Source organism: Streptomyces sp. SX-6 (assembly GCF_059089585.1).
The window spans coordinates 1-19,759 of record NZ_JBTHHU010000002.1 but is presented as its reverse complement, the minus strand read 5'-3'; the positions used below and the strand labels follow the sequence as shown (position 1 = coordinate 19,759).

Sequence of the window (19,759 nt, the reverse complement as noted above, 5' to 3'; positions counted from 1 at the left end):
GCACCGACAGCTGCCGCCGCAGACCGCTTCGGCAGCCGGGTTGTTCACCGGGAGGTGCCGGGCCCGACGGAGGGCAGGTAGCGTGGTGGACGCCAGGCGTGGAGCCGGTGTTCCACCGCTGCGCCGAGGGACAGGAGTGCGGTGTCCTGGCGGTCGCCGGCCATCAGGAGCAGCCCTACGGGTAGTTCGTTCACGGTTCCCGCGGGTACCGACAGCGACGGGTATCCGGCCACGGCCGCGGGGGTCGAGGAGGGGATGACGTCGTTGTCGCCTCGTGCGCAGTCGGTTGTCCAGGCGGGTGGGTTGGCCGGTGCGGCGAGGGCGTCCAGGTGGTGGAGGGTCATGGTTTCGTCGATGGAGCGGCGGGAGAGGTCCTTCAGCTCGGCGCGTATGGCCCGGTATCCCGGGTCCGTGGTGGCGGGGGCGGTCAGCGCCTGCTCGAACAGCTCCTGGCCGGGGAAGCAGGTGCGTTCCGCCGGGTGGCTGCGGTTGAACGCGATGAGCTCGGCGAGGTTGTGCGGTCCGTGGCGTGTGGCGAGGTAGGCGTCGATGTCCCGGTGGAACTCGCTGAGCAGTGCCGGGAATTCGAGCTCGGCGAGTCGTTTCTGGTACGGGGGTGTCACCTCGACGACCATGGCTCCTGCCCTGCGCAGCTTCTCTGCGGTACGGGTCATCACCTCATCCACGTCCCGTCCGAGCGAGGGCAGCCGCCACAGTCCGATCCGTTTGCCGTGCAGCCCGTCAGCATGTGCTGGCTTGTCCAGGCGGCTTGCGAGATGACCGATACGCGAGGTGTCGCTGCCGCTGAGCACTGCGAAGGTGATGGCGGTGTCGAGCACGTTGCGTGCCATGGGTCCTGCGGTGTCCTGTTCGGCGGAGATCGGGACCACTCCGGCCTGGCTGACGAGGCCGAGGCTGGGCTTGTGGCCGACAACTCCGTTCATGCCGGCCGGGCACACCACGGAGCCGTCCGTCTCGGTTCCGATCGCCACTTGCGCGAGTGATGCGGCGAGGGCTGCGGCCGACCCGGAGGACGACCCGCAGGGGTTGCGGTCCAGTACGTAGGGATTGCGGGTCTGCCCGCCGACGGCCGACCATCCCGAAGTCGGCTTTGCCGCACGGAAGTTCGCCCATTCGGACAGGTTGGTCTTGCCGAGGATCACCGCTCCGGCGGCCCGTAGCCGGGTCACCAGGGCGGCGTCGGTGTCCGGTGCCCTGCCGGCCAGCGCGAGCGACCCGGCGGTCGTGGACAGGCCACGGGTGTTCACGTTGTCTTTGATCAGCACGGGTATGCCGTCCAACGGGCCCCGGGTGCGGCCGCGCCGGTGCCGGACGTCGCTGGCGGCTGCCTGCCGCAGAGCCGTCGGATCGGTGCGCAGCACGGCGTGGATCTTCGGGTTGACGGCCCTGATCCGCTGCAGATAGGCGAGGGTCAGGGCAGACGAGGTCAGTGAGCCGTTGGACATGTGCGCCTGCAGTTCCGGGATCGTCACTGTATCGAGATCGATTCCCGGTCCGGTGACTGCGGCGTGTGCATGCGGATATGTCATGCCTGCGCAGAGGAAGATCCCGGCCAGGGCGGTGATGCTCCGCTTCCTCGTCCTTGTCTTTGTCATGGGGGTCAGCGGACTGGAGGCCGAGGGGCTGGCGCAAGGGCCTTTCGCGCCGGGTTCACCTTCACCCCGTCTGCTCGGCCTCCTCGGTCTCGTCTCGAACTCGGTGCTGGAGAGAAGGAATCGATCGATGGGCCCGTCAAGAACGTTGACCATGGACCAGCCTGCGAATTGCGGGCAGCCCGGGCTGGCGGGTACCGGACGTCGAGACAGAGTGCTCGCACTGCCGATACCCGCCCCGCGCGCTCCCGGCAGCCGCCCAGCAGCGCGGACTCACGTGCTCGGCAGGGCTCTGGCCTCCGAGCCGGTCAGTATGTGCACCGGCAGGGGTTTCAAGGTGTCAGAGCATGAGCAGCAGCCGGGTGTTGGGTACGAGCTTGCGGTTTACGCTGGTGCTCTGCACGAAGATCGTGAAGTCGTCGTTGTGGTCCGGTGTGACGCGGACTTCCGTGTCCGGCAGGCCGAGCAGGGTTCGGGCCTCGGGCCCCGTGTATACCCGGTCCGTCTTCTTCTCCAGCACCGCTATCTGTTTCTTCGCCTGGATCTTCTCCGACTTGCTCAGCTGGTAGAACGCACCGCCGGTACGGTAGGTGTGTCCGCATTCGGTGACCCAGTCCCGGATCGCCGCGTCACGGGTCACCGGGATCAGCTGGTACTCGGACGGATTCACCGGGGTGAGGCCGGCCGCCTTGATGGTGTCCTGGTTGACTGCCTCTGCACCTGTGGAGAACACCGCTCGTGATCCCCGGATGCCCTGGGTGCGGCCTACCATGAATTTCTCGGTGGCCTGCCGGATGACCTGTCCGGCTTCCTCCAGACCCTGTGTGCTCGTGGCGTCCCAGATGGCGATGTTGTCCTTCGGGAATCCGCATTGCATAGCCTCGCGTTTGCCCATCTGGTCCGGCACAAGGACGGCCAGTGTCCAGTTGTCCTGCTGTGTCCTGATCATCTCGGTCACGGCATCGACCAGTTCACGCGGGTCCCTGTCCGGTTCCCCCGGGCAGCGATGGCTTGCGTTCTCCTGTCCGTCGGTGAGTACGAACGTCAGGAAGCTGTGGTCGCCGTACAGTTGGGCTGTCTGCGCCAGCTCCCGCTGTGATTTCAGTGCGGCCGCCAGCAGGGCTGTCATTCCTCCGACCCGGTACAGCTGCTTCAAAGACGGCATCCGCAGCACGTCCTTGTCGTAGATGACGCACTCCACCTTGTCGGCGAAGACGTACACCGTGACGCGGGTTTCCTGGTCCAGTTCCCTTGACCGGCGGGCAAGATAGGCAATCTGCTGGTCGGCGACCTCGACGACCTTGCGGCTCAGGTGCGACATGGACGAACTGGCATCCAGCACAAGGGCAACGTGATTGATGTAGTTCTGGTTTCCGGTCATGACAGCTCCCCCTCGTTCCGACTCGATGCTCCTACCGTCTCACCCACCACTGACAATCGGCCTTGGCTCCCGGACCGGATGAAGAGAGCCCAGTGGTGTCCCGCTGGGTGGTGTCGCGTGTGAGGGTGTTGGTGGGGGTTCTGGGCAGGAATGGGCCATCGCGTGGCGGTCGTGGGAGAAGTCTTCGGGTCCTCCGCGAAGGACGGTCGCACGGTGGCTCTCTCCGGGTCTGGCCTGGCCCGGCTGCTGGAGTCACTACGTGCGGTGGACGGCAGCGAAGTCATCTGCCGTCTCTTGGAGCGGATGCTCGGGGAACTGTTCGGGGCCGTGGTCATGAACGTGGTCGGTGCCGAGTGTCATCAGTGCGCTCCGGACGGCACCACCTGCCGCAACGGCCGCCGCGGGCGCGGCCTGGCCGCGGTTGGCGGTGGCCTGGAGCTGGTCATCCTCAAACTCCGTGCGGGGTCGTTCTTCTCGTTCTTGCTCGAGCGCTGGCGGCGTGTTGACCATGCGCTGTTCGCGGTCGTCATGGAGGCCTGTGTTCACGGTGTCTTCACGCGTTCCGTCGGTGACCTGGTCAAAGCCGTGGGTGTCGATACCGGTATTTCCAGGTCCGAGGTCTTCCGGATCTGTTCGGGCCTGGGTAGCGGGCTGGACGGGTTCCGTAAGCGCCCGTTGGAGCGGACCGTCTTGCCCTGCGTCTTCCTTGACGCCACCTGCTGCAAGGCCGGGGTGGGCCACCGGATCGTTTTCCAGGGCGTGGTGATCGCCACTGGTGTCTCCGTCGCCGGACAGTGCGAGGTCCTTGGGGTCGCCGTCGGTGACAGCGAGTCCAGGGCGTACGGGGCTGTGTTCCTGTGCTCGTTGCGCGAGCGTGGCCTGGACTGGGTGCGGCTCGTAGTCTCCGACGCCCGCACTGTCGTCGGCCTCCTCGTCCGGTAGTTCCCCCAGGTCAAGGGCATGATCCTCGAAGCAGAGACGGACCTGGCCGCCTTCGCGTCCTTTACCTCTCCGAAGCGCCCGTGGCCGGGCTCTTCACCGGCCGGCCCATGGCCGGCATCCATACCTTCCCGGCCGAAACGGAGAACGCCCGTCCGTTTCGGAAGTGACACCACCACAGGGGACATGACTCTCTGTCAGGCTCAGAAGGCGGAGTTGGCGAACCAGCGCGTCAGCAGTTCCTTGTTTCCCGTCGCCTGGAAGGCGTCCGCACTGTGGTCGAGGCGTCGGTACAGGAGCAGCAGCAGATCTGCGGCGGTTCCCTCGACGGTTGCATCGGCGGATGCGGTTGTGCCCGTGTTGCCGGGGCCCTGTTCGACTCCGAAGCCGTCGGGGTGCAGGTGGACCAACCAGTCGCCGTCTGTGTCGGTGCAGTGGAAGCGGAGGGTTTCGCCGTTGCCGCGCAGGGCGGCCGTTGTGGGGGCGAAGAATGCGGCGTGGGGCAGGTTGACGAGGAACTCGTCCACGCCGTCGGCTGCCAGGCCGGGGTCGATGAAGGGTCGCAGGCCCAGGGCGAGTTCTGCGTCGGCGCGGTGGACCAGGGTCTCGAACAGCATGCGCCGCATCCAGAACCTGGCGTGCTGGTCGGCGCCCCAGGCCCACATCGGGGCGTCCGGGTCGGTGACGGCGAGGGTGCTCGCGGCTTCGGCCGCGCTCGCCGCCAGCCAGTCGGCGTAGCCGTCCTCGTGCTCAGGCAGGTGCAGCTCCACCTCGCGGCTGCGAGGCGGCTCCTGGACGAGCTGGCGCAGCAGGACGCAGAACCAGCGCTGCACGCTGCCGGTGTGCCGGACGAGGTCGGCGAGCTTCCAGCCCGGGCAGGTGGGCACCACAGTCGCCGGCTGAGCGCCCCGGACCACCTCCACGAACCTGGCACTCTCCGCCGTGATGGCGTCCCGGTGGGCGGCGGGTCCGGAATTCCAACCCGAATAGTCCGTGGTGCTCACGTATACGCTCTTTTCTGAACTCACCGGCCTGGAGACCTGGGCGGCCAGGCTTCTTCCGCGCAGCCTGCCACAGGACGTGCAGAGCACAGGCACTCGGGACGGTGTCCCGCCACCTCGACCGCGGAACCCGGCCTTCGTGAGTTGTTCACGGCCCGAGGGCGCGCGTGACGAGCTGGAGGGACTCGCCGTCGCCGGGCGGGCCGCTTCAAGCCGCCGCGTGGACATGGGGGATATGGGTTCTCGGGCATCGGTTTGGAAGGCGGCGGCGTGAGCTGCAATCCGTGGCCCGGGATTACGTTCGGCAACTCATGGCCGTTCAGGCCCAGGGTGTCCTGGCCCCTGAGCTGTCGCCTCAGCTGTCGCGCCTTCTTTGAGGTCGAGGTGAGCCGTTCCGGGTTCGGCAGAGGGGATCCGCCCTCCTGCATGCGCTTTTATCAGCGGACGTAGTTTTTCAGCCGCTCGGTCGCCAATCCTTCTTCCGGGATGACGTTGACGGCGAAGCGGGTGAGGCTGCGGGCGATGCCGGGTGCGGCGGTGACGGGGGGAGTCCCGGAGGGCGGGGAGGAACACGAGCTCGGCCTTGTCCAGGGCGAACCGGAAGAGCAGGATGGTGCCGCGCTGCGAGCGTCACCATGTGTGTCTCATCCCTGAGCAGCGGGCCGGGGCGGCCGTGCGGTTCCCCGTCGGCCATCAGGCGCAGATGGTGTTCTTCCTGGCCTGGTACGACAACAGCGCTCCGGTGCTCGCGGCGGTCCTCGGGACGAGTGTGCGTGCGGGGTCGCCCGGGCTGTTGACCCGAACCTGTGTGGGACGCAGGGCCCCTGCGTCCCACACACCGCAGGGAGTTGGTATGCGCATTTCTAATGCTCTTAAGGAAAAATCGATGCGAATATTGCATTGTTTTGGGGTATGGTGGGGGTATGGGGTTGGGTCTGGAGGAGTCGTTGCGGTTGACGGTGGCTGCGTTGATGCAGGCGACGGGGGAGTCGCAGCGGTCGGTTGCTGCGGTGCTCGGGCTGACGCAGACGCAAATCTCGCGCCGGCAGTCCGGGGCCACGTCGTGGACTCTGCGTGATGTCGATGTCCTGGCTGGGCACTACGGGATCGCTGTGCTGGATCTGCTGGCGGGTCCGACCCGGGCGTGCGAGGCGCTGCCTGCCGTCTGGCGCCGCGGTGCCAGCACGGAGAGGGGAGCGGCTGCCCGGTGAGTGATTTCGATGCGATCGATTCGCTGCTCGCGGCCGTTGGCCCGGAAGCCGGGCTCCCCGCCGCCCGGGTCCGTCAGGAGTTGCGGGAGCGGGCCCGGTTGTCCAAGGCGCAGGTGGCCCGGGCGCTCGGGGTGAGCCCGTCCACGGTTGCCGCCTGGGAGAAGGACAGGGACCCGGTCGGCGAGGTGCGGGCCAGGTATGCCTACCTTCTGGACGGCCTCGTCTCGAAGTTCACTGCCCCGGCCGAAGCCGAGCCGGCCGCGTCGCAGACCGTTCCCTGTCCGGGGCCGGCGGTGCCCACGGCCGGGCCGCCCGTCCCGCTGGCCGCCGGTTTCGCTGCCGGCACTGCCCCGGTGACGCCGTCTGCCGCCGGGCCGGCCATGGCGCAGGCCTCTGCCGCGGCCGGCGCCCTTTCGCCTTCCCTGGCGGCCGAGGAGGGCGGTGAGGGTGACGAGGTGGAGGTCCTCGCGGTGCCCGAGCCGTGCGTGCTGTGTGGGCACCCGGCCGGACAGCGGGTAGCAGGGTTCGTCCAGCACCTCGATCCGGGCGACTGCCGCACGGAGCCCACCGCCACCGCGCCCTCAGTCGTGCCGGCCGCCGCGCCCGCTGCGGAGCCTGCCGCGATGTCCGTGCGGCCCGACACCGCTCACGCCGCCGATTTCCCGGCGCGCGCATCACGGACGCCGCGCACACAGCGTCCGGCAGCCGGTGACTCCAGAGGTCCGGCGCGGCGTGCGTTCCAGGAGCCGTCCGGCCCGGTCGACCTGATCGGCCAGGCAGTACAAGGCGCGCTCGCCGAGCACCACGGTGACGTGGAGGCGGCGACGGCCGTGTTGCTGAAGCGGGCGATCGGTGATGCGATGCGGCTGTTGGACGAGACCCGCAAGGGCGCCCGCTACGACGTGATCGCCCACCCGTGGATCCCCGACATCCTCAAGAAACCCACCTCCCGCGGCGCGGACCGGATCTGGGAGGCCCGCCCCAAGTGGACCCGCCACGAACTGCCGCCCGGCGCGCATGAGGTGACCGCGCTCGACATCAACGGCGCCTACCTCTCCGCCCTCAAAACCCACCTCCCGCTCGGCCAGCTCGAGCACTCCGCCGGCCTTCCTCACGACCGCCGCCGCGCCGGTGTCCACCTGATCACCCCGCCCGCCTGGGAGCACGAGGCGGTGCTGCCCAACCCGATCGGCCAGCGCGACGAACCAGGCCCCCTGTGGGTGACCGAGCCGACCCTGCGCCTCCTGCTGCGCCTGTCGGGCCCGAAGTACGGCCTGTGCGCGCCCCCCGAGATCCACGAGTCCTACACTTCCGGTGCCACGGAGAATCTCCTGGAGAAGTTCCGTATCGCCCTGAAGGACGCGCGTGACACCGCGATCGAGCAGGGTGACGAGGTCACTTTGGAGTACGTGAAGGCGATGTACTCCAAGTTCGTCTCGACGATGGGGGAGTCGAACTACAACCGGGAGCTGTACCGGCCGGACTGGATGCACATCATCCGCTCGCAGGCGTTTGCGAACCTGTGGCTCAAAGCGCTCAAGGCCCATGACGAGGGACTGATGGTCGTCCGCGCGATGGGCACCGACGAACTCCACGTCATCGGCGACTGGCACAGTGTCTTTCCCGAAGGCCGCGGCGTTACCGAGGTCAAGGTCAAGGACACGTACGCCGCCGGAACCGACACCACCGAGCACGCAAAGACGGAAGGGGAGGGAGAGGAGTAAATGCCGGAGAAGAACATCGAGTTCGGGAAGTTCGGTGCCCGGGGTATCAAGGGCAGCGATGCCGTGGCCCGGCAGCTGGATGCCCTCGCGGGCGGTATCGCGACCCCGGTGACCGCCAAGCGCGGCTGGATAGCGCGCCTGCACTACCTGACAAAAACGGCCCACGCACGCAAGGCCGCGCGGGATGCCGGGCTGACGGTCACCGACCGGACGCTGAAGGCGTGGCTGGAGGGCAAACGCCGGCCGTCGAAGGCCAGCCTGGAACGCATCGACACGGCGTACCGGGCGGTGCGCCGGCAGAACGTCGCCCGTCACCTCCTCAAGCGCCTGAACCGCGAGGGCCGCGGGACCCGGGTGGAGATCCATCCCCTCGACCAGTTCCAGGTGCCGCGCCAGCTGCAGCGGGTGGTGGAGTACCGGACGATGAACGTGCGCCGCTGGGACCGCATCGTCGGCTCCTGGGCGGCCGGTGACTACCAGGGCCTCGACGACGCGTGGACCACCGACGTGCTCCCGGACCTGGGCTCGCAGTGGGGCCAGTACGAGTACGTCACCAACGTCGGCTTCGCCGCCTAGAAGAACTTGTAGGTTCTCAAACTCCGTGTCATTTTCTCAGGTCCGATGTCAGACGGATGTCATGTCTTGAGAATGTGCTGGTCACGGCTCCGAGGCCGGGCGTCCGGGGCGAGGATCTGACACGGGGTATGAGAATTCCTCGGGGTGACACGGTCTGAGAACTCTGCAACATCCCTGGTCATGGTGTCGGCACATGACATGGCGGATGAGAACCTACTGGGCTGCTGCTCCCGGCCGCGAGGCGTTCTTACATGGGGTGTCAGATCTGACGCCGTAGTGAGAATGGCTGGTCGGCGGGCTCACCCGATCGGGTGACGGGCCCGCGAAAGGGGCGCCTGTCCGATTCAACTCATGCCAGCGTGGCGCGAGTTGGGGTGGAGAGGGGGCGCGAATGCCTGGGCCGGAGCGGGATGTCATGTCGGTCAGGGTCAGCGTCCGTCACCGTGACGGGGGGATCGAGGAGCGGGCGTGGGACACGGCGCCTGCCGCGTTCCTGCAGCCGGCGGTGCCGTGGCGGACATTCCGCTGGCATGAGGGGCAACGGCACTACTCGGGCACGTACTGGTCCGCGACAATGCGCGATCACGTCATCTATGAGTCGCGCCTGGAGCTGGCGAGGCTGCTGTTCGCGGATTTCGACCCGTCGGTCCGTCGCATCGTGGCGCAGCCCTTTTTGCTGACGGCCGTGGTGGACGGCCAGCCGTGCAGGCACATCCCGGACTATCTCCTGACCGGTGATGACGGGCCGGTGGTGGTGGACGTCAAGCCCGCCTCCCGGCTGTCCCGGCCGGAAGTGGAGCGGACACTGGACTGGACCCGGCAGGCCGTTGAGGCACGCGGCTGGCGGTATGAGGTCTTCAGTGAGCCGTCGCCGGTGGTGCTGGCGAACATCCGGTTCCTGGCCGGATACCGCAGGCCCTGGCTGTTCAGCCCCGAACTCGTGGAGGAACTGCGCGGCGCCGGACTCGACGGGATGGCTCTGGGCCATGCGGCGGCATGCCTGCCCGGCCGGCCCGGGCCCCTGGTGCGGGCGGCGGTCTACCACCTGCTGTGGAACGGCCACTTCACGGTGGACCTCGGCCGGTCGCTGAGTTCGTCGCAGGTACTGCGGAGGGCGTCGTGAGCGGGGCCGCGGTGCGGGTGGGTGTCGGGACGCGTTTTTGCTACGACGGTGAGACGGCCGAGATCGTTGAGATGACCGCGACCGCGGCGGGCAGTGAGGCTGTCCTGAAGGACGGGCGGGGACGTCTGGTGCGCCTGTCGGTGAGGGAACTGCTGTTCTCCGGCCGCGCCGAGATTGTTCCCGAGGAGGCGGGACCGTCCTCGCACGACGCGCAAGAGATTGCCTCCGTGGTGCTGTCCCAGCTGGACGACGCGCAGCGCCGGCAGATCATGGAGCGTGCCGGGCACATCCGCGAGGTGCTGACGGGATACCGGTCGGGCAGTGCGGAGCTGGCCCGGGCCGGTGAGCCCCGGCCCGAGTACGCCGGCACCGTGCCGCTGGAGGCCCGCTACCGCGCCAAAGCCGGGGAACTCGGTGTCACCGACCGCACCATCCGGCGCTGGACCGCGGCCTACCGTCAGCACGGCGAAGCCGGGCTCGCCAACCAGGGACGGGGAACAGGCAGGGCCCCGGGCCGTGTGGACGACCGCTGGGTGGCAACAGCGCGGGAGGTGATGGCCGAGCACACCGACGCCTCCAAACCGTCCCGCAAGATGGTCATCACCCGCACCCGCGCGAGGACGACCGCCCGGTTCGGTGCCGGTACGGTGCCGCAGCCCAGCCAGGCCACCGCCTACCGGGCGCTGGCCCAACTCGAGCGGGAGCACCCGCTGTTCCGGCTGAGCACGAAACGCAACCGGGACATCGCCGCCCGCCCGCCCGGCCCGTACGGGAAGCTGCGCCCGGCCAGACCGGGGGAGTACCTGCTGATGGACTCCACCCGGCTGGATGTCTTCGCATGCGACCCGCTCACCCTGCGCTGGGTACAGGCGGAACTGACCATCGGCATGGACTGGTACACCCGCTGCATCACCGGGATCCGCCTGACCCCCGTCTCGACGAAGGCGGTGGACGTCAGCGCGGTCCTCTACCAGTGCTTCCGCCCCCGACCCGCCCCTCCCGACTGGCCGCGGCACGCGGTGTGGCCCGAGCACGGCATCCCCCGCACCGTGCTCCTCGACACCGGCGCCGTCCAAGGGCCGGGGCTGGCCACGCCGCCGCTGGTGCCCGAGACCCTGGTGGTCGACCACGGCAAGGTCTACGTCTCGGAGCACCTGACCTCCGTCTGCCGCCGGATGGGCATCTCCCTCCAGCCCGCCCGGCTGCGCACCGGCCGGGACAAAGGGCCGCTGGAGCGGTTCTTCCGCACGTTGCGCGAGGACCTGCTGCAGGCACTGCCCGGCTACAAGGGCCCCGACCTCGCTTCCCGCGGCAGCAGCCCGGAAGAGGAGGCGTTCTTCTTCCTGGACGAGCTGGAGGCGATCATCCGCCAGTGGGTGGCAGTGGTCTACCACCACCGCCCGCACACGGGCCTGGTCGAGCCGGGCCTGCCGGGACTCCAGCTGTCTCCGGCGGTCATGTTCGAGCACGGCATGGCCCGGGCCGGCTACATCGAAGCACCCAGGGACCGGGACCTGGCCTTTGAGTTCCTGCGCACCGAGTGGCGCACCATCCAGCACTACGGGGTGGAGATCGGTGGCCGCCGCTACCGCGGAACGGGCCTGCCCGCCCCCGGCACACGCAGCCCGTACGACGGCCCGGGCACGAACACATGGCCGTTCCAGGTGGACCCCGACGACATCACCCGGATCTACTTCCGCCACCCCGACGACCGCCAATGGCGCGCCCTGCTGTGGGAGCACGCGCCGCCGGAGGGGATGCCGCTGAGCGAGGAAGCCCTGGCATTCGCCCGGAAGCTGGCCGCCTCGGCCTACCGCTACCCGGACGACCGGGTGGCCGTGGCCGACCTGCTTCAGCGCTGGCGGCTGGGGCTGGGCAGCACGCGCACCGAACGGCGCATGGCGCTGAGGCTGGCCCGCGAGGCCGCGATCGCGCTCCCCGAAACCGCCACCCTCACCGAGGCCGCTCTGCCACCCGCCCCCGCAACCCCCGGGCCGGGCCCCTGCGCGCACCAGCCTGCAGCCGATGCGCTGGCACAGACGGGTGATGACGACGACGCCGACTTCGACGACGACCTCAACGAGGACGACTTCTACGCCGACGCCCTGGAGGACGCGTGAGCGACACGGCGGCTGCGCCGGACTTGGGCAACCTGGCACTGTCGCGCAAGGAGGACTTCCGCGCGTTCGCCACTGCCCCGCGGCCCGGCCGGCCCGAGCCGCTGACGGCGGCCGAGCTGGCCGCGCTCAGCCCTCAAAGCCGGGCCGCCTACAACCGCCGGCGCCGTGTGTGGCACGCGAACCTGGGGCCGGTCAGAACTCCGCAACTGGCCGCGCTGCACGAGGACCTGTGGGACATCGTCGACAGCAACCTGCAGGACGGCGACAAGACCAAAGGCGCCGTGGCCGTCGATGCCTTCCCGGGGCTGGGCAAGACCACGGCGGTGCTGGCGTTCGCGCGGGCCTTCCACCGCAGGGAGATCGACGAACAGGGAGCGCTGACCAGCCAGGGGCACGAGCGGTGGCCGGTGTGCCGGGTGGGGCTGACGGGCAACACCGGCATGAAGGATCTCAACCGGGCCATGCTGGAGTTCTTCGGGCACCCTGGACGCGGGCGGGGGACCACCGCCCAGCTCGGCCAGCGGGCGCTGGACTGTGTGCTCTCCTGTGAGACCCGCCTGCTGGTACTGGACTTTACCGACCGCCCGTAGTCCTGCCCGTGATGTCCATCTGGGACTGTGACCAGCACGTCCTGGGCTTGTTTACCGACCGTGTCCGGGGCGTCTGTCATGTTCTGGAGTCGGTACGGAGGACAAGTGGCACGGCAGCTCATCGTCGGGGACTTGAGGGTCCAACGGATCGAGCGGAAGGACGGGCAGCGGTCGTGGACGATCGTCTGGCCCGAGGGCACGCTGCACGCGGAGGCGGACCGGTTCCTGCGTGAGCACGAGGGCTCGGGCACGCAGAAGACGTACGCGTACTACCTGGTGGACCACCTGCGGTGGCTGGAGCGCGAGTGCCTGACCTTCGGCACGGTCCAGCTGCGGGACCTGGAACGGTACATGGGCATCGTCGGCGCCGAGGTCCGCATACCGCTCGGGGAACCGTGGCGGGTGGGCAAGCGCCCCTACGGCCGCTCGGCGTTGTCGACCGCGGCCGCCTGCCTGAAGGGCTTCTACCTGCACCAGGCTTCCCGCGGCGTCAACGGCGAACTCGGTAAGAAGCTCGACAAGTCCCGCCTGCCGACGCGGGCGGACAAGCGCCGCTCGTTCCTCGGGCACGTGAAGAACACGCTGCCGACCAACCCGCTGGCGCCGAAGGGGCCGCACCGCCGGCACCCGAAGATGCTGCCGGAGGGAGCCAGGGAGAAGCTGCTGGAGACGGTGAACGCCGCCCGGGACCGGCTGGTCGTCGACTGGCTTGCCGACGGCGGCCTGCGGATCGGCGAGCTCTGCGGGCTGCACCTGGTCGACCTGCACCTGCGCGAGAACGCGGCCTGCGGCGAGTGCCGCACCCCGCATCTGCACGTCTGCCACCGGCCCGGCAACCCGAACCAGGCCGAGGCCAAGACCAAGCACTCCTGGCGGGTCGAGCGCGGGACGGTGACCGGCGGGCTGATCAAGCGGGTCAGCCCGGCGATGGTGCACTCCTACTTCGAGTACATGACGAACGAGTACCCGCGCGGCGCCGGGCACGGCATGCTCCTGGTCCAGCTGCACGGCGCCGATACCGGCCAGCCGTGGGCGCCGGTCGGCGCCCGGCGGATGCTCGGCCGGGCCGGGAAACGCGCGGGTCTGGGGCTCGTGAAACCCCACGCCTTCCGGCACACCTTTACCTCCGCGGTTCTCGATGCCGCGGACGGCAACACCCTGATCGCCCGGGACGCCGGCGGCTGGGCGTCGGCCGCGATGGTCGACGAGGTCTACGGCCACGTCGATGTCCACGACCCGGTCTTCGACGCCGCGCTTCGCACGGTCTGGGGTGAGACGAAGTGACCGCGAACTCGCTGCTGCCCCTCTACACCGAACGCCCCGACCGCGAGGGCCGCGACCGGCTGGAGATCCTCACCGCGCTGATCGGTGCCCCGTCCTTCGATCCGATCTTCCGTGGAGTACTCGTACGGGTTCCCCAGGACCACCCCGTCTACCAGTGGGGATGCGTCGTCGGCGCCTGCGAACGCGTCCGATCCGGAGGGACGGACCTGTGCTCCATCCACCTTCAACAGTGGGGAAAGGCTCGGGAGGCGGGCACGACCCGGGCGGAGTTCCTCACCGCGGCACAGCCGCTGTCCCGGGCCGAGTTCGAACGCGAGGGCCCGTGCTTGATCTGCCCAGATCGGCCGGCGGAGCCGCGAACCGACCTGCGGTTGTGTCGCTACCACTACAGCTCCTGGAAGTACTACGTCGCCCCACGCAAGACCGTGGTGGACTTCGAGCAGTGGGTTGTCGAACAGGAGCCCCGCGAGGGTTACGGAAACTGCAAGGTCACGGTCTGCCCCGGGCTGGCAGAGTCGCCGCTGGGTTTGTGCAGTTGGCACTGGCACCGCTACAAGCGCGACCGCCGCCCCGGCGGAGCGGCTCTTCCGGCCAGTTGGTGGCAGCGCTACGAGAGCCAGGGACACCCCGTCCCCGTCTCCTGCACGGACGAGAACGCCTTCCGCACCTGGTGCGCGACGGTCGATCCGGCCCCGCGGCCGGGACTGGTCAACCTGCGCGGTCTGCGGCCTCTGCTGCGAGCCGAGATCCAGTACACCCTGTTCGCCCACACCCAGCAGGACCGGCACAGCATCTGGCACCTGGACTGGATCCAGAAGCTCGTCAACCTCGCGCGAGGACGCGATGCCGTCTCGCTGACCGACCTGGACCTGGACGACTTCCCGCGCTTCCACACCTCGATCGTGAAGAAGATGCTCCACTACCTGCGGCTGGTCTACTTCACCCCCGAGCAGACGCGGGACGCCGGATTCCTGGAGACCGACCACTTCGGCATCCGCTTCCCCCACCGGGCCAGCCACATCGACCTGACCCGCATCACTCAGCGCTGGCTGCGTGACCTGCTCTGGGATTACACCGCCGAGCTGATCCGCTCGCCCCACCGCCCGCGCACCGCAGTGCCCATCGACGGCATCCGCCGGGCCTGCACTGAGCTGAGCGCGTTCATAGAGGTCGACGCCCCGGGCGGCGGCCACGACCCGAGCGCCTTGCGGGTGGAGCACATGCACCGCTTCATCGCCGACCAGCGCCATCGTGAACGCCACGGGCTGCCCTCGCTGGTGATGAAGGGGCTCTACGGCAAGCTGTCGACAGTCACCTCCGTCACTCGCACCGACGTGTTCAACGGCGTCCGCAAGCTGCTGCGGCACGCGCTGGAGAACGGCGCCGCTGAACGGCTCGGCCTGGACCGCGAGTTCATCATCGCCATGCCGTTCGCCGGCGGCGAGCCGCTGCGGGCCCGGCGTCCGTTTCCCGACGAGGTCGCCCGAGCCCTGGCCGACGAGGCCAACCTTGCCCAGCTCGCAGAGCAGTACGACCCCGATGACCAGGGGATGCGAGATGTCTGGGAGACCATCGTGCTGACCGGCCGCCGCGTGAACGAGGTCCTCAAGCTGCGCTGGAACTGCATCGGTTGCTACGGTGGCTTGCCGATGTTCTGGCACGACCAGACCAAGGTCGGCAACTACGACACCGCGATCCGTATCCCCGACCGGCTCTACGACCTCCTCGCCGAACGGCAGCGCAAGACACTGGACCGCTTCGTCGCCCGGCACGGACGTCGCCCGACCGGCGCCGAACGTGCTCAACTCGCCCTGTTCACCAGCAAGGTCCGCAACCCCGACGGCTCCACCGCCCTGTCCTACCAGTGGTTTCACCGGCGGTTCCGGGAGTGGGTCGCCGAGCTCGACCTGGGCCAGCTTGTGCCCCATCAGGCTCGCCATACTCTGGCCACCAGCCTACTTCGGGCCGGGGCGAGCCTCACCCACATCCGCCGCTATCTGGGCCAGGTCTCGGACCGGATGGCCGAACACTACGTCCATCTGACCAGCGAAGACCTGGAGAACGTCCTCCAGCACGTCTGGGTGACCGGCCCCGGCACTGCCCAACCCGGCGAGCTCCTTGCCGGGGAGACCACCCCGCTCACCCGCGAGCGGGCCCAGGCGCTTGCCATCGACCTCGCCCGCCGCAGCACGCCTGCCGAGGGTGGGTTCTGCACCTTCCAGCCGGTCGTCGACGGCGGGGCCTGCCCCTGGAACCTGGACTGCCACAACTGCGACAAGTTCGTCCTCTCCGGCGCCGACCTGCTGTATTGGCGGCGGAAGCGTGAACAGTGGCGATTGCTGGCCGAGGGTGCCCCGGACGACGCGACAGCCGACTACCTGCACCGCTACTTCGAGCCCACCGCCCGCGCCATCGACGGTCTGGAGAAGGCCCTGGCCGGGCTTGGCCTCCTCGACGACGCCCTCGCCCTGGACCTGCGCAAACCCCAGGACTACTTCCACCGGGTGTGGTCCACCGCCTTCCGCGCCGCCGACCTCGCCGACGCGGGCGCCGAAGATCAGGGCGAGTACAGCGATACGTGCACAACTGACAACGACCCCGAGCAGGACATCGCATGAAGACCGCTGCCGTTCCAGAACCCCGCACAGCCGCTGCCCTGGCCGCCCGCCGCCACAAGACCGAGACCGCCCTGAAGCGGGTCCGCGAAGCCATCACCCGCCTCCGGCGCGAGAAGGCCCAGGTCAGCGTCGCCGCCGTCGCCCGCCGCGCAGACGTCTCCCGCACCTTCCTCTACGACAATCCCGAGGCCAGAGCTGTCATCGCCTCCGCAATGGCCGAGGCCGGAGACCGCCGGACCCAGTTGCTCGCCGACCAGGACGAGGAACGTGAGGCGACCTGGCGCGAACGCGCCCTGAATGCCGAAGACGCCCTCAAGACCGCCCACGGCGAGATCCTCGCCCAGCGGACCCGCATTGGCGAACTCCTCGGCCAGGTCCGGGACCTGGAGGCTGAGTGGACCGAGGAAGCCATCCAGCGGATCATCTCCGAGAACACCACTCTCAAGCAGCGGGTCCGTCAGCTCACGGCCGACAACCGCACCCTCGACGAGCGCCTCAAGGCCGCCCGCTCCAACCTCCGCTTCCAGGACCGCCGCGTCGCCGACCTCGAAGCCCGCATAGCCGAACCGTCGGGGCGAAACTGACCGACTTCCGGAAACCGGTGGCGCCCAACGAGGGTGCCTGTCATCTTTGATCCAGCATTCATCGGCGATGAACCATCGTTCATTGGGAAGGGGAACGCAACACGTGATCCTCGTGCATGTCTCCACCACCTGGCCCCAGGTCCTCGACGGTCAACTCACTCCAGAACAAGCCACGTTGGGAGAGTGGTTCAACATCAGCGACTCGTCGCTCGCCGAGTACGGCGACGCCGTGCTCGGCATCTTCGAGAACACCGTCGTGAGCGCGTTCGACGTCACCGGCGAGCCCAACCGCGACGGCGAGGGTCGGGTCACCTTCCCCGGCACCCCCTCGGCGAAGTGGTCTCACCTGATCGGCACCCCCAACCCCGGCAAGTCCTGGGGCGTCCGCGGCATGGCCCGGCCGATCCAGTACCTCGACACCGCTGTGGTGACCGGCGGCACCGTCGAGGTCGAAGACGACGGCATCGCCCGCCGAGCCGTCGTCGAAGGCTTCACTCTCGTTGTCGACAAGGAGGGCAGCGCGGTCTTGTCCGTCCCCGCCGGGCGCAAGGTCACCGTCATGACCAACGCGGCCTGAACCCCGCCAGGGTCCCGGAGCCCCGGATGCCAACTGGCGTCCGGGGCTCCGGCACGAGATTACGTGGGTGAGTTGCGGCAACAGCCCCAACTCTGCGTCGCGGACATGTAGTCTATGAATCGTCGCAGTTCAGAGCCGGTATCTGAGCTCCTGCGGTCGGTAATCTGGACGACCTGCACTTCCTCAGATGGCACCACAGCAGCGGCATCGAGGTCAGCAACCATCTGAAATGGATCGCGAACGAGTTCCCGGTGACCCTGCTGATGGTCGGCGTCCACCTCGCCGACAAAGGACTGTTCACCGAAGGCGGCACCGCCCAGGAGCCGGTCCTGGCCCAGACCGGACGGCGCACCACCCGGCTGGGCATGCGCCCCTTCACGATCGACTCCGAAGACGGACGCCGCGAATGGCGCCGGCTGCTGCTCGCCCTCGAACAGCGCATCGTGCTCACCGACGCCTATCCCGGCATGCTCGCCGACGACCTTTCCGATTACCTCTTCGCCCGCTCAACCGGCCACATCGGCTCGCTGATGACCCTGACCAACCGTGGCTGCCAGCGCGCCATGCGCTGCGGCGCCGAAAGGCTGGAGGCCGGCCTGCTGGATGAAGTCAAAAACGACGAGGCCGCCGAACAGGCCCGACGGGAACTCGCGGCCGCCCTTGACCGGGGCAAGCTCACCTCTCGCCCGCGCCGCACCCGCCGAAAGGCGGCCTGAGACCCATGCTCACGCGTACCCTCCCGCTGCGCGTTGACCCGCTGCCCGGGGAGGCGCTGGACTCCTGGCTGGAAGCGATTGCCACCCGCTCCCAGACCCCGTACGGCGAGGTGCTGCAACACCTGGGGTTTCCCACCCGCACGCAATCCGTCGACCGCGACGGCAAGAGACCGCCGTCCTTCACCCACCGCCTGGCCGACGACGAGCTGGCCCGGCTTGCCGCGGCCACCGGCCTGGCCCCCGACCGCCTGGCGCGGATGACATTGGCCTCCTACGGGCCACACGCTGTCGAGGTCGCCACCACCGGCACCCGCCGCATCAACCTCAAGCACAGCTGGGGCAGGGGCACCGGATCCCGCTTCTGCCCCGATTGCCTGGCCGACACCGCAGGCCGCTGGCAGCTTGCGTGGCGCCTGGGCTGGGCCTTCGCCTGCGCCCGGCATCAGCGGCTGCTGGCCGACTGCTGCCCGGCCTGCCGCCGCATTCCCCGCCACCGCCCCCACTCCGGCCGCTCCATCCCCCAACCCGGACTCTGCGGCAACGCCCCCATTCCGCCCGGCGACAGCCCGACCCGCGGCTGCGGCTTCAACCTCGCCCTCACCGAGACGCTCCGCCTGCCACCAGACCACCCGGCCCTGCACGCCCACCACGCGATCGAACAGCTGATCGCCGGTACCAGTACACCGATCAGCCTCTACGAGCACTTTCCGCTGCCCGCCGCAGACGTTCTGCGCGATCTCCGCGCGCTCGCCCAGCGCATGCTCGCCCCCACGCTGCGCCCCGCCCTCAACGACTGGGTCCCCTCCGACCTCCTGGACGCCTACACCCAGATCCAGAACCAGGCCAAGCGGCACGGCAGGCAAGCGGGCCGACCGGGCTTTCAGCCCCACGGCGAATCCGAGCAGCGCCCCGGATTCATGGCGCCCGCCCACGCCGCCTCCACCGCCCTGGCGGCCACTGCCGCCCTCCACATCCTCAACGCCCCCACGCTCCAGGAAGCCGCTGGCCGGCTCCGCCCGGCGATCGTGCTGCTGCGCCGGCACAACCCCCAGCCCGTGATCCCCTCCAGCATCGAGGACTGGGGCAAGGACCTCAGCCCCGTCCTCGACAGCGTGCACCTGGCCGCTCTCGCACCCGACCTCAGACACTCCGCCCAACTGCGCTACCGCACCAGCACCCCTCTGCCATGCCGCCCGACAGCCACCAGCACCCACCGTGCACGCCAGCGAACACGGAACATGCCGGCCCAGCTCTGGCCCGCATGGGCAATACGCCTACTACCCGCAGGGCACCGGGACTTCAGCTCCGACTCCCAACGCCTTGCCGTCTGCCTGGCCATCACCGCCACCACCCAGCCCCTGGACGACGCGGCCACCGCCCTGGGCGGCTCGGCCACCGCACTGCTGACATCCCTGGCGCTGCGCCGCTGGTCGAGGACCCCGTACTGGCCCGCCATGCAAGAAGCGCTCATCGCCCTCGCGGACCACCTCGACGACACCGAAGTCCCCATTGACTACGCGCGCCGCCGCCAACTCGCCCACGCTTCACTGCTTCCGAGACGGCAGTGGCAGAACATCTGTGACGGAGCGTTGGTTCTGCGGTAGTTGAGAGGTTGTGGGCTGGTGTTTTGTGTTTGTGGTGGGAATTTGAGGGTGGGGCGGGATGGCTTTGGCTGATCGTTTTGGGTGTCGTGTGGAGGTGT

Annotated in this window: 16 protein-coding genes; 13 read left to right on the top strand and 3 right to left on the bottom strand. The window is 68.9% G+C overall.

Annotation, left to right across the window (positions count from 1 at the left end):
- Positions 1-44: 44 nt before the first annotated feature.
- Entirely contained in the window at positions 45-1,550 is a 1,506-nt protein-coding gene (locus tag ACV530_RS02630; protein WP_494330812.1) for an amidase, read from the bottom strand.
- A gap of 403 nt (positions 1,551-1,953) precedes the next feature.
- A complete protein-coding gene (locus ACV530_RS02625; RefSeq protein WP_494330557.1) occupies positions 1,954-2,994 on the bottom strand; it encodes a vWA domain-containing protein in 1,041 nt (346 codons plus the stop codon).
- A gap of 213 nt (positions 2,995-3,207) precedes the next feature.
- Between ACV530_RS02625 and ACV530_RS02620 the strand changes: the two genes are divergently transcribed.
- On the top strand, positions 3,208-3,936 hold the full coding sequence (locus ACV530_RS02620; protein WP_494330556.1) for a transposase: 729 nt from the start codon (positions 3,208-3,210) through the stop codon (positions 3,934-3,936).
- Positions 3,937-4,136: 200 nt separating this feature from the next.
- Here the strand turns inward: ACV530_RS02620 and ACV530_RS02615 are convergent, their stop codons facing one another.
- Entirely contained in the window at positions 4,137-4,937 is an 801-nt protein-coding gene (locus ACV530_RS02615) for a maleylpyruvate isomerase family mycothiol-dependent enzyme (RefSeq protein WP_494330555.1), read from the bottom strand.
- A gap of 920 nt (positions 4,938-5,857) precedes the next feature.
- On the opposite strand from ACV530_RS02615, the gene ACV530_RS02610 reads away from it, so the two are divergent.
- The 12 genes from ACV530_RS02610 to ACV530_RS02555 all read left to right on the top strand — a co-directional run bounded on the left by ACV530_RS02610 (position 5,858) and on the right by ACV530_RS02555 (position 19,661).
- Positions 5,858-6,145, top strand: a complete 288-nt coding sequence (locus ACV530_RS02610; protein ID WP_494330554.1) for an XRE family transcriptional regulator — start codon at positions 5,858-5,860, stop codon at positions 6,143-6,145.
- Positions 6,142-7,869 carry a helix-turn-helix domain-containing protein gene (locus ACV530_RS02605; RefSeq protein ID WP_494330553.1) on the top strand — a complete coding sequence of 576 codons (1,728 nt, stop codon included), beginning with the start codon at positions 6,142-6,144 and terminating at the stop codon, positions 7,867-7,869. The genes ACV530_RS02610 and ACV530_RS02605 overlap by 4 nt, the downstream gene beginning before the upstream one ends.
- Complete coding sequence (locus ACV530_RS02600; RefSeq protein WP_494330552.1) at positions 7,870-8,445, top strand: transcriptional regulator; 576 nt, start codon at positions 7,870-7,872, stop codon at positions 8,443-8,445.
- 415 nt (positions 8,446-8,860) lie between these two features.
- The gene (locus ACV530_RS02595) at positions 8,861-9,568 is read left to right on the top strand and encodes a TnsA-like heteromeric transposase endonuclease subunit (RefSeq protein WP_494330551.1); all 708 of its coding nucleotides are present in this window, start codon (positions 8,861-8,863) and stop codon (positions 9,566-9,568) included.
- A complete protein-coding gene (locus ACV530_RS02590) occupies positions 9,565-11,688 on the top strand; it encodes a TnsB C-terminal domain-containing protein (protein WP_494330550.1) in 2,124 nt (707 codons plus the stop codon). The genes ACV530_RS02595 and ACV530_RS02590 overlap by 4 nt, the downstream gene beginning before the upstream one ends.
- Entirely contained in the window at positions 11,685-12,278 is a 594-nt protein-coding gene (locus ACV530_RS02585; RefSeq protein ID WP_494330549.1) for an AAA family ATPase, read from the top strand. The genes ACV530_RS02590 and ACV530_RS02585 overlap by 4 nt, the downstream gene beginning before the upstream one ends.
- Positions 12,279-12,383: 105 nt before the next feature.
- Positions 12,384-13,562 (top strand): tyrosine-type recombinase/integrase, encoded by a 1,179-nt coding sequence (locus ACV530_RS02580; protein WP_494330548.1) that lies wholly within the window; start codon positions 12,384-12,386, stop codon positions 13,560-13,562.
- Entirely contained in the window at positions 13,559-16,180 is a 2,622-nt protein-coding gene (locus ACV530_RS02575; protein ID WP_494330547.1) for a tyrosine-type recombinase/integrase, read from the top strand. Before ACV530_RS02580 ends, ACV530_RS02575 begins: the two co-directional genes overlap by 4 nt.
- Positions 16,177-16,764 (top strand): DUF6262 family protein, encoded by a 588-nt coding sequence (locus tag ACV530_RS02570; protein WP_494330546.1) that lies wholly within the window; start codon positions 16,177-16,179, stop codon positions 16,762-16,764. The genes ACV530_RS02575 and ACV530_RS02570 overlap by 4 nt, the downstream gene beginning before the upstream one ends.
- A gap of 103 nt (positions 16,765-16,867) precedes the next feature.
- On the top strand, positions 16,868-17,341 hold the full coding sequence (locus ACV530_RS02565) for a hypothetical protein (protein WP_494330545.1): 474 nt from the start codon (positions 16,868-16,870) through the stop codon (positions 17,339-17,341).
- Between the two features lie 251 nt (positions 17,342-17,592).
- The gene (locus ACV530_RS02560; RefSeq protein WP_494330544.1) at positions 17,593-18,057 is read left to right on the top strand and encodes a hypothetical protein; all 465 of its coding nucleotides are present in this window, start codon (positions 17,593-17,595) and stop codon (positions 18,055-18,057) included.
- A 5-nt stretch (positions 18,058-18,062) separates the two neighbouring features.
- Complete coding sequence (locus ACV530_RS02555; RefSeq protein ID WP_494330543.1) at positions 18,063-19,661, top strand: TniQ family protein; 1,599 nt, start codon at positions 18,063-18,065, stop codon at positions 19,659-19,661.
- Positions 19,662-19,759: the final 98 nt, after the last annotated feature.

What these genes read in the sequence shown, in the direction of transcription:
- ACV530_RS02630 (WP_494330812.1), bottom strand. Translation starts at nt 1,550, where the DNA reads ATGACATATCCGCATGCACACGCCGCAGTCACCGGACCGGGAATCGAT.
- ACV530_RS02555 (WP_494330543.1), top strand. Translation starts at nt 18,063, where the DNA reads ATGCTCACGCGTACCCTCCCGCTGCGCGTTGACCCGCTGCCCGGGGAG.
- ACV530_RS02610 (WP_494330554.1), top strand. Translation starts at nt 5,858, where the DNA reads ATGGGGTTGGGTCTGGAGGAGTCGTTGCGGTTGACGGTGGCTGCGTTG.
- ACV530_RS02595 (WP_494330551.1), top strand. Translation starts at nt 8,861, where the DNA reads ATGTCGGTCAGGGTCAGCGTCCGTCACCGTGACGGGGGGATCGAGGAG.
- ACV530_RS02570 (WP_494330546.1), top strand. Translation starts at nt 16,177, where the DNA reads ATGAAGACCGCTGCCGTTCCAGAACCCCGCACAGCCGCTGCCCTGGCC.
- ACV530_RS02625 (WP_494330557.1), bottom strand. Translation starts at nt 2,994, where the DNA reads ATGACCGGAAACCAGAACTACATCAATCACGTTGCCCTTGTGCTGGAT.
- ACV530_RS02600 (WP_494330552.1), top strand. Translation starts at nt 7,870, where the DNA reads ATGCCGGAGAAGAACATCGAGTTCGGGAAGTTCGGTGCCCGGGGTATC.